The 14,297-nt window shown below is 52.3% G+C and carries 18 protein-coding genes; all 18 read right to left on the bottom strand.

Translation table 11 applies throughout. From position 1 onward, the window contains the following. Positions 1-293: 293 nt before the first annotated feature. The 18 genes from EKM94_RS12870 to EKM94_RS12450 all read right to left on the bottom strand — a co-directional run bounded on the left by EKM94_RS12870 (position 294) and on the right by EKM94_RS12450 (position 14,212). Positions 294-428: a hypothetical protein gene (locus tag EKM94_RS12870; RefSeq protein ID WP_263853250.1), complete on the bottom strand. Its 135-nt coding sequence runs from the start codon at positions 426-428 to the stop codon at positions 294-296. A gap of 410 nt (positions 429-838) precedes the next feature. Next, positions 839-1,783 carry a metal ABC transporter substrate-binding protein gene (locus EKM94_RS09445; RefSeq protein ID WP_125600958.1) on the bottom strand — a complete coding sequence of 315 codons (945 nt, stop codon included), beginning with the start codon at positions 1,781-1,783 and terminating at the stop codon, positions 839-841. Then, on the bottom strand, positions 1,783-2,691 hold the full coding sequence (locus EKM94_RS09440) for a metal ABC transporter permease (protein ID WP_125600955.1): 909 nt from the start codon (positions 2,689-2,691) through the stop codon (positions 1,783-1,785). Before EKM94_RS09440 ends, EKM94_RS09445 begins: the two co-directional genes overlap by 1 nt. After that, complete coding sequence (locus EKM94_RS09435; protein WP_125600952.1) at positions 2,688-3,431, bottom strand: metal ABC transporter ATP-binding protein; 744 nt, start codon at positions 3,429-3,431, stop codon at positions 2,688-2,690. Before EKM94_RS09435 ends, EKM94_RS09440 begins: the two co-directional genes overlap by 4 nt. Before the next feature lie 154 nt (positions 3,432-3,585). Beyond that, entirely contained in the window at positions 3,586-3,927 is a 342-nt protein-coding gene (locus EKM94_RS09430) for a hypothetical protein (protein ID WP_225422202.1), read from the bottom strand. A gap of 233 nt (positions 3,928-4,160) precedes the next feature. Further along, entirely contained in the window at positions 4,161-4,286 is a 126-nt protein-coding gene (locus EKM94_RS12865) for a hypothetical protein (protein ID WP_263853211.1), read from the bottom strand. 24 nt (positions 4,287-4,310) lie between these two features. Beyond that, complete coding sequence (locus EKM94_RS09425; protein WP_125600947.1) at positions 4,311-4,601, bottom strand: hypothetical protein; 291 nt, start codon at positions 4,599-4,601, stop codon at positions 4,311-4,313. Between the two features lie 160 nt (positions 4,602-4,761). Beyond that, on the bottom strand, positions 4,762-5,715 hold the full coding sequence (locus EKM94_RS09420; protein WP_125600944.1) for a DUF1129 family protein: 954 nt from the start codon (positions 5,713-5,715) through the stop codon (positions 4,762-4,764). 48 nt (positions 5,716-5,763) lie between these two features. Then, positions 5,764-6,864 (bottom strand): redox-regulated ATPase YchF, encoded by a 1,101-nt coding sequence (gene ychF / locus EKM94_RS09415; RefSeq protein ID WP_125600941.1) that lies wholly within the window; start codon positions 6,862-6,864, stop codon positions 5,764-5,766. Positions 6,865-6,954: 90 nt separating this feature from the next. Beyond that, a complete protein-coding gene (locus EKM94_RS09410; RefSeq protein WP_125600938.1) occupies positions 6,955-7,194 on the bottom strand; it encodes a DUF951 domain-containing protein in 240 nt (79 codons plus the stop codon). 9 nt (positions 7,195-7,203) lie between these two features. Then, on the bottom strand, positions 7,204-8,076 hold the full coding sequence (locus tag EKM94_RS09405; RefSeq protein ID WP_125600935.1) for a ParB/RepB/Spo0J family partition protein: 873 nt from the start codon (positions 8,074-8,076) through the stop codon (positions 7,204-7,206). After that, positions 8,063-8,833 carry a ParA family protein gene (locus EKM94_RS09400; protein WP_125600932.1) on the bottom strand — a complete coding sequence of 257 codons (771 nt, stop codon included), beginning with the start codon at positions 8,831-8,833 and terminating at the stop codon, positions 8,063-8,065. The genes EKM94_RS09405 and EKM94_RS09400 overlap by 14 nt, the downstream gene beginning before the upstream one ends. Then, positions 8,834-9,937, bottom strand: a complete 1,104-nt coding sequence (locus EKM94_RS09395) for a ParB/RepB/Spo0J family partition protein (RefSeq protein WP_125600929.1) — start codon at positions 9,935-9,937, stop codon at positions 8,834-8,836. A 45-nt stretch (positions 9,938-9,982) separates the two neighbouring features. Beyond that, positions 9,983-10,717: a 16S rRNA (guanine(527)-N(7))-methyltransferase RsmG gene (rsmG, locus tag EKM94_RS09390; protein ID WP_125600926.1), complete on the bottom strand. Its 735-nt coding sequence runs from the start codon at positions 10,715-10,717 to the stop codon at positions 9,983-9,985. Positions 10,718-10,873: 156 nt separating this feature from the next. After that, complete coding sequence (locus EKM94_RS09385; RefSeq protein ID WP_125600923.1) at positions 10,874-11,362, bottom strand: hypothetical protein; 489 nt, start codon at positions 11,360-11,362, stop codon at positions 10,874-10,876. 399 nt (positions 11,363-11,761) lie between these two features. Next, the gene (locus tag EKM94_RS09380; RefSeq protein ID WP_125600920.1) at positions 11,762-13,060 is read right to left on the bottom strand and encodes an MFS transporter; all 1,299 of its coding nucleotides are present in this window, start codon (positions 13,058-13,060) and stop codon (positions 11,762-11,764) included. A gap of 50 nt (positions 13,061-13,110) precedes the next feature. After that, positions 13,111-13,494, bottom strand: a complete 384-nt coding sequence (locus EKM94_RS09375) for a hypothetical protein (protein WP_125600917.1) — start codon at positions 13,492-13,494, stop codon at positions 13,111-13,113. Between the two features lie 544 nt (positions 13,495-14,038). Continuing rightward, positions 14,039-14,212, bottom strand: coding sequence for a hypothetical protein (locus EKM94_RS12450; protein ID WP_164511182.1), 174 nt, complete (start codon positions 14,210-14,212; stop codon positions 14,039-14,041). Positions 14,213-14,297 lie beyond the last annotated feature (85 nt).

Raw genomic sequence — 14,297 nt, 5'->3', positions numbered from 1 at the left:
TTTACTGGTTTTTTAGATTGGCCGCAGCTTGCGCTGCGCGTGGCGTTGGTGGTGGGCAGATGTGGTAGGGCTCCAGGTCGGGCTGGGGGTGGTGGAACGCTGCGGGCACGACTTGAAGCTTTTCGGAAACCCGCCGAAAATCTTCAAGCTCGGCCTTATTGTAGGCGATAAATCGCCAACAATAATATCGCGGCTGACTCACCCCCAGCCCGACCTTCCGCCAGACGAACAAACGAACCACCAACGCCACGCTCCGCTCCAGCCGCTCAACGTTATAACAGCCGTTTGAGCACTCACGCGACTAGCAAGCTATGGTCAATTGATGAGGAGCCACGCAATTGACGACCGCGGTTAGTGGTTACAATTCTCAAATTGGCGACACCAGTGCAGTCTACTTGATCAACTAAGGCAAGTTCTTGATGAATCAACAGAATTGGTCGGTTTCCACCCAAAGATTGTTTATGGAGCGGGTAACGATGTTCAACCGGTGCAAACTGTACCAACCTACTAATCCAAATCAGTTGGTATTGCCGTTCCACCAAAAAATGAACGATTATTTTGACCTCTAGCTCGCAAAACCACTTCGTTAAATCCTTCGCTTCGATTGCAGATAGGCTCAATTATGCCCAGCAACCGGGTCGGGCCATGTGGCTCAGCGGTGAAATTATTCTTTGCGGCTTTGCCGCTTAGAATAAGGCTCGATTTGAAGACAAGCCGCGCACTTTGCGGATTGGCTTCAAACGATGCCCACTGCGTTCCAGCCGCACAAATGGCCCGACCCGGTTGCGCTCACGCGCAACACCCACCCAAACCCGCAATTCAAGCAAAAATCAAATTTTTACCCGTTGGTCAGACCAGCATGGATCTGATCCAAATTCCACTTCATCATGTCGTAATAAGTATCGCCAGTCTTGCCTTTTGGCGCCAGTGAATCGGTGAAGATCTTGGAATAGATCGTCAGACCCGTTTCCGTAGCCACTTTGTTCATCGACTTCGGGGACACCGAGGTCTCGACGAAGAGACTTTTGACTTGGGAGTGGTCGATCTGCTTGAGCACGGCCTTCATTTGTTCCGGCGTGCCTTGAGCTTCGGTGTTGATCTCCCAAATATAAGCGGGCGTGACGTGATAGGCCTTGCTGAAATATTTAAAAGCGCCTTCGGATGTGACCAGTAACCGCTGGGCTTTGGGAATATCGAGAAATTGTGAGGTGGCTTGGTTGTGCAACTTGGTCAATTTAGCAAGATAAGCGTCCGCGTTTTTTTGGTAATAAGCGGCGTTTTGTGGATCTTTTTCTTTGAGGACCTTGGTGATCGTTTTGACGTATTGGCAGCCATTGGCCAGGTCGAGCCACGCGTGGGGATCTTCTTCCTTGACGTTGGTGGTCAAGTGTAAGGCGGTCACGCCAGCGCTGGCGGCGAAAACGTCGCGATTGAATTTCTTGCCGGAGGTTTCGACCAATTTCTTGAACCAGCCATTGCCGCCGGTTTCCAAGTTCAGGCCGTTGTGGAACAACACATCAGCCTCAGCCGCGGCGGAAACGTCGGCGGGACGGGGTTCATACTCGTGAGGATCGGTGCCTCGCTTGACGATGCTATACAGTTCGATGCGGTCCTGGCCCACATTATGGACCATATCTTCAAGGATCGAATTGGTGGTCACCACGCGCAATTTGCTATCAGCGGCCACGCGTTTCGCGGCGGTATTACCGCGATTGTTCAGGAAAAACCAGGTCCCGCCAATGATCAGGAAAACGCTGAGAAAAGTTAAGATCGCTTTTTTCATTAACGGTCACCGCCTTCGTTGGTCGCTAGAGTCTCAACCGACGCCGCTTGTGGCGCTGGCGCGGTTTTCTTGACCCGGTGGCGCAAGAAAGCTTGCTTGGGTGACAGCAGGAAGGAGATCAGGAACAGGCCCGCCGCCACTAAAACGATTGCTGGACCTGACGCCCAGTTGAAGGTGTAGCTGAAATACAAGCCGGTGATCGAAGAAAGCACGCCGATACCCCCGGCGAGAAACAGCATCGTGGTCAGTTTGTCGGTCCACAGAAAGGCGGTCGCCGCCGGTGTGATCAACATCGCCACCACCAAAATAATGCCGACAGTCTGTAAGGCGGAAACGGTCACCAAGGTCAGGACCAACATTAGCGCGTAATGGAGGATCTGCACCTTGAGCCCGTAAGTTTGCGCGTAGGTCGCGTCAAAGGAGGTGATCAATAATTCCTTGTAGAAGAAGGAAACGAACAGAATCACGATCCCCAAGACCACCGCCGTCGTCATAATGTCGCTGTCACTGACCGCTAAAATATTCCCGAACAAAATATGGTGCAAGTTAGTCGAGCTTTCCGCCATGGAGATCAGAATGAAGCCCAGCGCGTAGAAGGCGCTAAAGACCACGCCGATCGAGGTATCGGTTTTGATTTTGCTATGGGACGCGACGAAGCCGATCAATAATGCCGCCAGGATCCCGAACAAGGACGCCCCGATCAGGATGTTGAAGCCGAACATATAGGCCACCGCCACCCCAGGCAAAACCGCGTGAGAAATCGCGTCGCCCATCAAGGACATCCCCCGCAAAATAATGAAACTCCCGATCACGCCGGACATCACGCCAACCATAATGGCCGTGATCAAGGCGCTTTGCAGGAAATCATATTTGCCCAAAGCGTTAATAAAGTCGATCAATGAATTCATTCGCCTACCCCCGTTTTCTCTGTGAAAAGTACCGCCGATAAATCAGCGCTAAATGCTTGGCCAATGTTGGCGGGATTGTAAACCGCGCTCGTTGGGCCGTAATCGATCACGCCATGATTCATCACCACTAAATCGTCGAAATACCGGGAAACCTTATTCAAATCGTGATGAACCACAATGATCGTTTTGCCTTGGTCCCGCCATTGTTGCAAAATTGCCATGATCGCCGTCTCGCTTTGCAGATCGATCCCCACGAACGGCTCATCGAGAATAATGATCTCCGCCTGCTGAACGATCGCCCGAGCCACAAAGACCCGTTGCAACTGGCCCCCAGACAAGTTGCCGATCTGCCGCCGCTTGAAGTCGCTCAAGGCAACTTGGGCCAACGCCTGCTCCGTTTCCGCCCGCTCCTTAGCGCCTGGACTGCGGAACAAGCCTAGCCGGCCGTAAGTCCCGGTTTCCACCAAGTCGAAAACGTTGATCGGAAAAGTAAGATCCAGATCCTTACGTTGTTCCACATAAGCGACCTGCTTTTGGACTTGTTTCATGGTTTGATCATTGTAAGCGACAGTGCCCTGCTGCGTTTTGATCAGTCCCAAGACTGCCTTGATCAGTGTTGACTTGCCTGCGCCGTTTGGTCCGATGATGCCCGTGATCTTGCCGGCCTGGAATGTCACGTCCAGGTTTGCAAAAACCGGGGTTTCGTCATAGGCCACGGTTAAATTCTTGATTGTTAACATAATGCGCCTCCCCTTTTTGATATCGCTCTTCTTGAAGTCTACTGGAAAGTTTCGTTAATTGCAAGAACTTTGTTAATCTAGCCTAAATATACAATTAAACTACGTCATTATCCTGATTAGTTTTAGCTAATTTTGTGATTGTGTCCGTATGTTCCTAAAGTAGCTTGCCCGCAGCTTGCGCTGCGAAATTCGGGGTGAGCTCGCTGTGGGCGCTGTTTTGAGCCAATCCGCAAAGGACGCGGCTTGTCTCAAAATCAGGCCTTGTCCTAAGCGGCAGAGCCGCTAAGGACAATTTCACGGCGATCTCACCCCGAATTTCTCCGCTCCAGCCGCTCAACGTTATAGCAATCGTTTGAGCACTCACGCCATTTGGCAAGCTATGGTCAATTGATGAGGATTCGCGTAATTGACGACCGTGGTTAGTGGTTACCAGCTTTGAATTGGTGACACCAGTGAAGTCTGTCTGATGAACTGAGGCCAGTTCTTGATGAATCAACTGAATCGGTCGGCTTTCCACCCAAGGTTTGTTAAGGAAACGGGTAGCGATGTCCAACCAATGCAAAATGCCCCGAACTTCCAATCCAAATCAGTTGGCATTGCCGTACCTTCAAAAGAGGGAATGGTTTGATCTCAATCTTGCAAAAGCACTTTGTCAAGTCCTTCACCTGAATTGCAGATACGCTCAATTCTGTTCAGCAACCGCCTCAGGACGTCTGTTCAGCAACCGCCTCAGGACGTGTGGCTCAGCGGTGAGATTATTCTTAGCGATTTATCGCTTAGAATAAGGCTCGATTTGAAGACAAGCCGCTGGGCTTGCGGATTGGCTTCAAACGATGCCCACCGCGTTCCAGCCACGACAAACGTCCTGAGGCGGTTGCGTCACCACTCAAACCCACCTTCACCTGCAATCAAGCACGGATCAGTTGGCATTGCCGTACCATTACCAAAAGGACGATTGTTTGACCACCACACTTGCAAAAGCGCTTTGTCAGATATCCAACTTCGATTGCAGATAAGCTCAATTCTGCCTAGCAACCGGCTGGGACTGCGCGGCTCAGTGGTGAAATTGTCCTTGGCGGCTTTGCCGCTTAGGACAAGGCTCGATTTGAAGACAAGCCGCGCACTTTGCGGATTGGCTTCAAACGATGCCCACCACGTTCCAGTCCGCATCAGCAGTCCCAGCCGGTTGCGTCCACATCCAAACCCAACTCTTCTGCCATGAAATCGTCAGCAAAAGCCAGAACCGCTCGCAAAACAAACAAACGCAAAAAAATCCCGCTCAACCGAAATTGAGCGGGACCATTTTCAATTCAAATGAAGTGGGCGGAGCTTAAAACATCGTGTTGCCTTTGATGTGATAATGCCGCCGGAATAAGTAACGGAGCCCGTAAACCGCGGCTGCCATTAGCAGATAGACAATCGCTGGTAGCACCACATTCAGACCTGGCAAGATCACAGAAATCATGCTGATCAACGCCATCACCACAAAAACGGCGACCACGGAGAGCAAGATAGTCCGCCACAATGGCCGTTTTGGCTTGCGCCCGGCTTTTTTGGCAGCTTGGGATTCGGCCATGCCATCGGTGAACCAAGTCAGTAAGAACCCAAAGGACAGTGACATGGTCACCAAAGTCAAGAAGCCAGAACTGGTGTTGTTGGCGGCGTTGGCTTTGGTGAAGAAGCCCATCACGCCGAAGACAGCGGCTAGGATCACGAAGTATAACATGGACCAGTCAACTGACCGCATCCAATATTTGATTTCGATTGGCTTGGCAGGCGCATGAATGATGTGGTCAACTTTGACGGTGGGTGCGCCGTAGAGTTGCGCGGCAGGCTTGCCAGTGCGTTGTCCGGCGATGATCTCTGGCAGGAATTCGTCGATTTTTTGGTCAGCGTCGGCTTCGGTGTAACCCGCTTCCACGAAAAGTTTGTGCATTTTGAAGACGTAATCGTCATTCTTATTGGTTAATTCCGCCCGCAATTCGGCCGGGGTCATCTCTTGCGGATCCTTGCCTTGAGGACGTTTCCGTTCGCTACGAACCTTGGCCTGTCTAGCGCTGGCCTCCTGATTACGTCGCGCGGTCTCAGCGCTAACATCCGTTTTAACGATGTCGATCGTGTCGGTCTCATCAGTCGCGGCGGTTGAATCAGCTGAATTGGTTGAATCAGTCGAATCGGTTGAATTGTTGGCAGATTCTGCCGCTGGTTCGTCCTTGACGGGTTCGCTCGTTGCTTGCACCTCGTCTGGCGGTGTTTGCTGGTTGTTTTCTTCGTTTGCTTTCACTAAAATATCGCTCCCTGATAAACTAAATTGATGTGGTGCTCTGGTGGTTTAGACGTTGAAACGGAACTCGATGATGTCGCCGTCTTGAACCAAATATTCTTTACCTTCTGACCGTAAGCGGCCGGCTTCGCGCACCGCTTGCATGCTGCCGTACTTATCCAAGTCGGTGAAGGAGACGGTTTCGGCGCGAATAAAGCCGCGTTCGAAGTCGGAATGGATGACGCCGGCTACTTGCGGCGCCTTCATGCCTTTGCGGAAGGTCCAGGCGCGGGTTTCTTTGCCGCCGGCGGTGAAGAAAGTGGCTAGGCCCAGCAAGGAATACGAGGCCTTGATCAGGCGATCCAAGCCGGATTCGCTGGCGCCTTCCGCGGCCAAAAAGTCAGCCTTGTCGGCGTCATCTAATTCGGCGATCTCTTCTTCGGTCCGTGCGGAGATGCCGATCGCTTCCGCGTTTTCACCGGCTGCGTAGTCCCGGACGATTTGGAAATACTGGTCGTCTTCAGGCGCGCCCATCGCGTCTTCAGCAATATTGGCCACGTACAGAACCGGTTTGGCCGTTAATAGGAATAGGCCTTTGACGATTTTGGCTTCGTCTTCGTCAAACGCGATCGACCGCACGCTGTCGCCAGCTTCCAAAACCGGTTTGATCTTCTTCAAAACGGCAAATTCAGCCACCGCTTCTTTATCTTTGGTGCGCGCCACCTTTTCCACGCGTTCGTAGCGCTTATTGATGCTTTCCAAATCGGCCAAAACCAACTCCAGATTGATCGTTTCAATGTCGTCTAGGGGATCGACCTTGCCGGTGACGCTGGTAATATTATCATCGTCAAACGCGCGCACCACGTGAATGATCGCGTCAACTTGGCGAATGTTCTCCAAGAATTTATTACCCAAACCTTCACCCTTGCTGGCGCCTTTGACAATGCCGGCAATATCGGTGAATTCGAAGGTGGTATGAATGATTTTCTTGGCCGGGATCAATTCGTCGATCCGCTTGAGCCGACTATCCGGCACTTCGACCATGCCCACATTGGGATCGATCGTGGCGAATGGATAATTGGCCATTTCCGCACCGGCCTTGGTGATTGCGTTAAATAATGTTGATTTACCAACGTTTGGCAAGCCAACGATACCAGCTGTTAGTGACATAATAAACTTCCTTTTTCTCTGATTTATTGCGACGAACCGCGCTGCTCTGGCGCTTGGTGACGACGTGGTCGCGCTGGGCCATGTTCAAGCCTAGGGCCGTTTGAGCGCGGCTGGCGTCACATATTGCGGCTCTTGGCTCAGGTCAACTTCCGCGGCGGGAGTCACCACTTTCTTCAACTTCTTGGTGAAATCGCGCCGCGTCAACATCACCAAGTGGCCGCACCCCAAGCATTTGATCTTGATGTCGGCGCCAACGCGGGTCACTTCCCAGCGGTTCGCGCCGCAAGCGTGGGGTTTCTTCATTTGAACAATATCGCCTAATTCAAACATATCGCACCTCTAATCTAAATGCATTTGCATCATTTCCAAGATCCGATTCAGATCTTCAGTGGACGCGTAACTGATCTCGATCTTGCCAGCGCCTTTCTTGGTGCTGTCGATTTTGACCTTAGTGCCCAGCTGATCGATCAAGGCGTTCTCCGTCGCCACGATGAACGGTGATTTGGCCGCTTTCTTCGCTTTACGAGCAGGCTTATCACTATTCAATTGGAGCACCAGTTGTTCCAATTGGCGGACGGTCAGGTTCTCTTTGACGGCTTTGACCGCCAGTAAATCGATCTGATCCTTCTTCTTCAAGCTTAATAGCGTGCGCGCTTGCCCCATGGACAATTGGCCCGCCTGCAAAAGCTTCTTGGTCGGATCCGGCAAGGTCAACAAGCGCAAGTAATTGGCGATGTATGGTCGGCTTTTGCCAATGCGCTCAGAAACTTGTTCCTGGGTCAACGCCAACTTCTTGATCAAGGTTTGGTACGCCTCGGCTTCCTCCAAAGGCGTCAAATCTTCTCGTTGCAGGTTCTCCAACACCGCGATCTCCATCATTTGAGTCTCATCGATGTCGCGAATGATGGCCGGGATCGTCTCTTTACCAGCTAACTTGCTGGCGCGAAACCGCCGCTCGCCGGCGATGATCTCATAACCATTGATACTTTGGCGCACAATGATCGGTTGGAAAACGCCGCTTTGCTTGATCGAATTGGCCAGCTCTTGCAAAGCCGCCTGATCAAACGTCTTCCGGGGTTGGTAAGGATTGGGGCGGATCTCCGCTAAGGCTAATTCTTCCACCGCTTCTTTATCAGAATCGATTGCCTCAAAGTCCGAGAAAATCGCGTCGATCCCACGACCCAAACCTTTAGAATTTTTATTGGTCGCCATTCGCCTTCATGACCTCCTTTGCTAAGGAAATGTAGACCTCGGCGCCGCGTGACTTGGGATCATAATCAATGATCGGCAACCCGTAACTCGGCGCTTCCGCTAACCTGGTGATGCGCGGAATAACGGTTTTGTAAACCCGCTCGCGGAACGTTTTGCGCACTTCATCGATCACTTCGGCGCCCAAATTGGTGCGAGCGTCATACATGGTCAAGAGCACGCCTTCGATTCCTAGATGGGCGTTGAAATGCTTCTGAACCAAGCGAACCGTATTCAACAATTGGCTCAAGCCTTCCAAGGCATAATATTCACTTTGGACCGGAATCATGATCGAATCGCTGGCGGTAAAAGCGTTGATCGACAGCTGCCCCAATGACGGCGGACAATCGATCAAAATATAGTCATATTGATCTCGAACTTCCCGCAAGCCAGCTTCCAGCCGCTGTTCCCGCGCCATTTGTGAGGTGAGCTCGATTTCCGCGCCAGCCAGTTGGATCGTCGCTGGCACCACATCTAAATTGACCCGTTTGGTATGATACGTCGCAGCTTTGATCGGTAATTCGTTGATCAGCACATCGTAAACATCCTTAGAAACATCAGATTTCTTGATGCCTAACCCACTGGTGGCATTGCCTTGGGGATCTGTATCCACAATCAAGACCCGTTTACCGGCTTCATTGAGGCAAGCGCCCAAATTGATCGTTGTTGTTGTTTTACCCACGCCGCCTTTTTGATTGGCGATCGAAATAATTTTAACCATTTAGTTCTCCTCTTTAGCCTTGGAATCTGGCGCTGCTGGCGCCTCGGGTACGGTCACCTTGATCGTGACTTGGTAGCTCTGCCCTGCCAGTGCCTCTTGATAGGACACTTGGGCGCCACTGGCCTCGATCAACTTGATCGATTGCTTGACCGTGTTGACGGCGACCCGCAGATCAGCGTTACCCACATGTTGCCGCTGACCACCAGTCAACCGTCCCGCCGCTTTGGCCGGGGATTTAGCGCCGGTCGACGCAGCCGATGGCAACTCGGGGCCGGCCACTGCTGGTTCCGGTTCCGGTTGACTCAGCCGTTTGATCAAAGCATCGGTTTGCGTCACCGTTAAATTATCCGTTAAAATCTGCTTCAAGACAATCGCCTGCGCGGTAGCGTCCAGTTGCAAAAGCGCCCGCCCATGTCGCGGTGAAATTTTGCCACTGGCTAAGGCTTCTTGGGCCTCGATCGGCAGCTTCAACAACCGCAACTTATTGGCGATGTACGACTGACTCTTGCCCACGCGTTGCGCCAGCTGGGCCTGGGTCAGCTGATTGTGGGCCAACAAATCTTGATAGGCGCTGGCCTCGTCGATCGCGTTAAGATCTTCCCGCTGCAAGTTCTCGATCACCGCCATTTCCGCGGATTCCTGAGAGTCCATTTGCGTCACGATTGCTGGGATCTGGCGCCAAGCCAAGGCCTGGACCGCCCGAAAGCGCCGCTCACCGGCAATGATCTCATAATGTCGCGGTTCATATTCGCGTAAAATAATTGGCTGCAAAAGGCCGTGCGCCGCGATTGTTTCCGCCAATTCGCTGATCGACTCATCACCAAACTGCTTCCGCGGTTGGTGCCGGTTGGGCACGATCTGTTTCAACGCGACCTCTTGGACCCGTTTCGCCGCAGTCGCAGCGGTGGTATCCGGCGCGGCGGTTGGTGCCGTTAACGCTGGCGTTGCCAACTCCTGACCCGGCGCCGCATTCCCGTTAGACTGGGTGCTAGTCGCTGCTGCTTTGGCTGACGTGCTACCAGCGGTCGTGCCCGCAACGTCTGACGTCGCGCTGGGCTTAGCTGTTGTTGTGTTTGATTTTTTCTGACGATTAAAGAAAGCCATGGTGATCCCCCTTAATATTCTCGGTCATGCCCTGTTGACGCTGAATCACACGCGATCAACCAGTGGTGCCTTGGCAATAGTCCCCGGCTTCCGTGGGTATGTTTTCGGTGTTTCTTTGGTTTTTTGGATAATGATGATTTTACGTAAATCGGCCGTTTCTGGCAACGTCAACGTCTTGGTCGCCACCACTTTGCCGCCGAGAATCTTAATGGCATAATCCGCCGCCGCTAATTCCTCGTCGCCTTTCGCGCTCTTCATTGCCACGAAATAGCCGCCCTTCTTGACCAACGGCAAGCACAACTCAGCCAACACCGGCAAATTCGCCACCGCCCGCGCCGTCACCACATCGTAACTTTGGCGATGACTCGAACGCTTACTCCCGAAATCCTCGGCGCGATCATGATAAAACGCCACCTGCTCCAGATCCAGCTCCCCAGCCAACTCCTGCAGAAATTTGATCCGCTTATTCAACGAATCCACGATACTCACCTGCAACTGCGGGAAAACGATTTTAACAGGTAACGAGGGAAAACCCGCGCCAGCGCCCACATCCAGCAAGGACCAGGGCTGCGTCTGCAGTTCTGGCAACGCCAACGCCAAGGTCAACGAATCATAAAAGTGCTTCAAATAAACCTCGGGTTCGGCAGTGATCGCCGTCAAGTTGACTTGCTCGTTGGTTTGGACCAGTAAGCGGTAGTATGTCGCGAACTGGGTCATTTGGGGGGCAGTGATGGTAATGCCGTCATCTGCGAGTTGTTGCTGAAAGGCTTCTGGTGACATGGTTTTCCTCATCTCTCGTGAAACAGTTTTGTGTTTCACACACTCCCTTTTACTTTAACGAAAATGGCTACATTTTGCAAGATGATTCCCGACATTTTTGCGACGATTGCTTGGGTCCAGAGTGCGAACCGACCCGGGTAGCTCCTGAGCATTAGCCTAGCAATTGTTTTGGAAGCCGCACTTTGCTTCCGGAACAATTGCGTAGCTAAGCGCAGGGAGCTGGGTCGGTGAGCACGTTTCAATGTTGCCCGCAGCTTGCGCTGCGAAATTCGGGGTGAGCTCGCTGTGGGCGTCACTTTGAGCTTCGCAAAAACCGCGAATCTCAAAGCTGAGCCTTGGCCTAAGCGGCAGAGCCGCTAAGGCCAATTTCACGGCGATCTCACCCCGAATTTCTCCGCTCCAGCCGCTCAACGTTTTAACAGCCGTTTGAGCACTCACGCCGACCGGCAAGCTATCGCCAATTGATGAGGAGCCCCGCAAATGACGACCGCGGTTAGTGGTCACCAGCCTTAAATTGGTGACACCAGCGAAGTCTGTCTGATGAACTAGGACATGATCTTGATGAATTGGCTGAATCGATCCGTTTCCACACATGAAATGGTTACGGAAACGAGTAGAGATGTTCTGCTTCCAAAAATGTACCAACCAACTGATCCAAATCCGTTGGCATTGCCGTACCACCCCAAAAGAAGGCGATTGTTTGACCCCCGCACTTGCAAAAGCACTTCGTCAAATCCTTCGCTTCGATTGCAGATAAGCTCAATTCTGCCTAGCAACCGCCTCAGGACGTGTGGCTCAGCGGTGAGATTATTCTTAGCGATTTATCGCTTAGAATAAGGCCTGATTTTGAGACAAGCCGCTGGGCTTGCGGATTGGCTCAAAACAGTGCCCACCGCGTTCCAGCCACGACAAACGTCCTGAGGCGGTTGCGTCACCACCCAAACCCACCACACCGGCAATCAAGCGAAAAAGCACGAATAGAAGCCGGTTCGCTCACGCACAACACCCGCCATCAATCAGCCAAATCAAAGAGATCTCCGGTGATCACTCGGCTTCGCTTTCGTCGCCGTGATTGCTTGAAGCGGCTGATTTTGAACCGATCACCCCGTGTTTAGCCAGTTCTTGTCGGCGGTAGGTCGCCATTTTCTTCAAGAAGAGCCAGCCGACCACAATATTCAAGATACCGGTGCCCAAGAAGATCCATTTAATATCAATCACGTCCGCCAGCGGCCCGAACATCAGGGTGCCGATCGGGGTGGTGGCGCCGACGAAGATCCCGAAGACTGAGAAAACGCGGCCCATGAATTCTGGTTCGACGTTTTCTTGGATCAAAGTCGTGTCCGCGGTAGGCAGCAACGGGAACACCAGCCCGCCGATGGCCATGATCACGCAGTACCAAACGATATTGCTGGCAAACCCGATCACGCCAAAGACCACGCCACAGACGATCATGACTAAGGAAATCGCGCCGATTTTATCTTTGATGACCTTGTGCAGAGACACCAAGACCCCGCCGATCACGCTGCCGATCGACCAGGCCACCTCCGACCAGGTCAGATACATCACGTTTTCGCCATAGGCCCGTTCAACGAACACCGGCGACAAAACGCTGGCCGGCGCCAATAAAACGAAAAAGGCGAAGTAGGCGATCATCAAGCCTAAAATCAACGGCCGCATTTTGACATAGTTGAGCCCCGCGGCCATTTCTTGGAAAATTCCCAATTTCTCCCGGATCCGTGCCTGTGGTTTCAATTTCAGCGTGCCGATCATACTGATCCCGATCGTCGCTGTGATCACATCCAGCCAAAAAGCGAAGTTCAAGTCGAAGTTGGCTAGGATCACGCCCCCGATCGCCGGCGCCATCAATTGCGAGAACGACGCCAAAGTGTTGTAGATCCCGTTGATCCGCGAAAGATCCGAAGTCGGCGTAATGTCGGCGACCAGCGCGTTCACGCTAGGCGACTGAATGCCATTGCCCGCCGAGCGCGCCGCCAGTAAAATCAGCAGCAGCCACAAAGCGTCGATATCAAACGCGAACAAAATCGCCATTAATAATGTGACCAAAGCGATCCCGCCATCGGCCATCATCGCCAATTTACGTCGGCTGTACCGATCGGCCCAAACGCCAGCCCACAAGGAAATGATCACCGAGGGGACGGTGTTGGCCAGCGTGGCGTAGGTGACCCACATGCCGGAGCCGGTTTTCAAAGTGATGTACCAGACCACCGCGAAGCCGCTGACCATCGAGCCGAACATGGAGATGGTTTGGCTGATCAGTAGGATCGAGATTTGTTGGCGCCAATTCTTGGCCTTATTTTGTTGATAATTTGTTGAATCTGTCATAATTCCTCCAAAAACTTTCCCCAGAAAGTTTGTCTCTTCATTCGTTTGTTCTATATAAAGTGTGTCCAGAATGCGCAGCGCAACGGGTTGACTTCGAGCATTAGCCTAGCGATGGCTTTGGAAGCGGGCTTCGCTTCCGAAGCCATTGCGTAGCTAAGCACAGAAGTCAGTTGAGCGGAGCACGTTTCAATGTTGGCCGCGGCTTGCGCTGCGAAATTCGGGGTGAGCTCGCTGTGGGCGCTGTTTTGAGCCAATCCGCAAAGTACGCGGCTTGTCTCAAAATCAGGCCTTGTCCTAAGCGGCAGAGCCGCCAAGGACAATTTCACGGCGATCTCACCCCGAATTTCTCCGCTCCAGCCGCTCAACGTTTTAACAGCCGTTTGAGCACTCACGCCGGCTGGCAAGCTATCGCCAATTGATGGAGAGCCACGCAATTGACGACCATGGTTAGTGGTTACAATCTTTGCATTGGTGACACCAGTGCAGTCTGTCAGATGAACAAACCTAGTACTCGGTGAATCAACTGAATCGGTCGATTTTCACTCGTGGATTGTTTATGAAGCAGGTAAATATGTTCACCCAACTCAACCTGTACTAACCAACTGATTCCAATCCGTTGGCATTGCCGTACCACCTTAAAAGTGTGCGATTGTTTGACCTCTAGCTTGCAAAAGCACTTCGTCAAATCCTTCGTTTCGATTGCAGATAAGCTCAATTCTGCCTAGCAACCACCTCAGGACGTGTGGCTCAGCGGTGAGATTATTCTTAGCGATTTATCGCTTAGAATAAGGCCTGATTTTGAGACAAGCCGCCGGACTTGCGGATTGGCTCAAAACAGTGCCCACCGCGTTCCAGCCACGATAAACGTCCTGAGGCGGTTGCGTCACCACCCAAACCCACCAGACCTGCAATTAAGCACAGGCTTCTAGAATCCGTTGGTATTGCCGTACCACCAAAAAATGGACGATTGTTTTGACCTCAATCTTGCAAAACCGCTTCGTCAGATACCCAACTTCGATTGCAGATAAGCTCAATTCTGCCTAGCAACCGGCTGGGACTGCGCGGCTCAGTGGTGAAATTGTCCTTGGCGGCTTTGCCGCTTAGGACAAGGCTCGATTTGAAGACAATTCCCGCTTTTGGAATTGGCTTCAAACGATGCCCACCACGTTCCAGTCCGCAACAGCAGTCCCAGCCGGTTGCGCTCACGCGCAACACCCACCAAACCCGCAATTAAGTG

The sequence above is a fragment of the Lapidilactobacillus achengensis genome, assembly GCF_003946655.1.
Taxonomy (GTDB): domain Bacteria; phylum Bacillota; class Bacilli; order Lactobacillales; family Lactobacillaceae; genus Lapidilactobacillus; species Lapidilactobacillus achengensis.
The sequence above is the reverse complement of the archived record's forward strand: the minus strand, read 5'-3'. Positions and strand labels throughout refer to the sequence as shown.

Excerpts from the sequence above, each read along its gene's own strand:
- EKM94_RS09445 (WP_125600958.1), bottom strand. The coding sequence starts at position 1,783 with ATGAAAAAAGCGATCTTAACTTTTCTCAGCGTTTTCCTGATCATTGGC.
- EKM94_RS09440 (WP_125600955.1), bottom strand. The coding sequence starts at position 2,691 with ATGAATTCATTGATCGACTTTATTAACGCTTTGGGCAAATATGATTTC.
- EKM94_RS09435 (WP_125600952.1), bottom strand. The coding sequence starts at position 3,431 with ATGTTAACAATCAAGAATTTAACCGTGGCCTATGACGAAACCCCGGTT.
- EKM94_RS09425 (WP_125600947.1), bottom strand. The coding sequence starts at position 4,601 with ATGCGGACTGGAACGTGGTGGGCATCGTTTGAAGCCAATCCGCAAAGT.
- ychF (WP_125600941.1), bottom strand. The coding sequence starts at position 6,864 with ATGTCACTAACAGCTGGTATCGTTGGCTTGCCAAACGTTGGTAAATCA.
- EKM94_RS09410 (WP_125600938.1), bottom strand. The coding sequence starts at position 7,194 with ATGTTTGAATTAGGCGATATTGTTCAAATGAAGAAACCCCACGCTTGC.
- EKM94_RS09405 (WP_125600935.1), bottom strand. The coding sequence starts at position 8,076 with ATGGCGACCAATAAAAATTCTAAAGGTTTGGGTCGTGGGATCGACGCG.
- EKM94_RS09400 (WP_125600932.1), bottom strand. The coding sequence starts at position 8,833 with ATGGTTAAAATTATTTCGATCGCCAATCAAAAAGGCGGCGTGGGTAAA.
- EKM94_RS09395 (WP_125600929.1), bottom strand. The coding sequence starts at position 9,937 with ATGGCTTTCTTTAATCGTCAGAAAAAATCAAACACAACAACAGCTAAG.
- rsmG (WP_125600926.1), bottom strand. The coding sequence starts at position 10,717 with ATGTCACCAGAAGCCTTTCAGCAACAACTCGCAGATGACGGCATTACC.
- EKM94_RS09380 (WP_125600920.1), bottom strand. The coding sequence starts at position 13,060 with ATGACAGATTCAACAAATTATCAACAAAATAAGGCCAAGAATTGGCGC.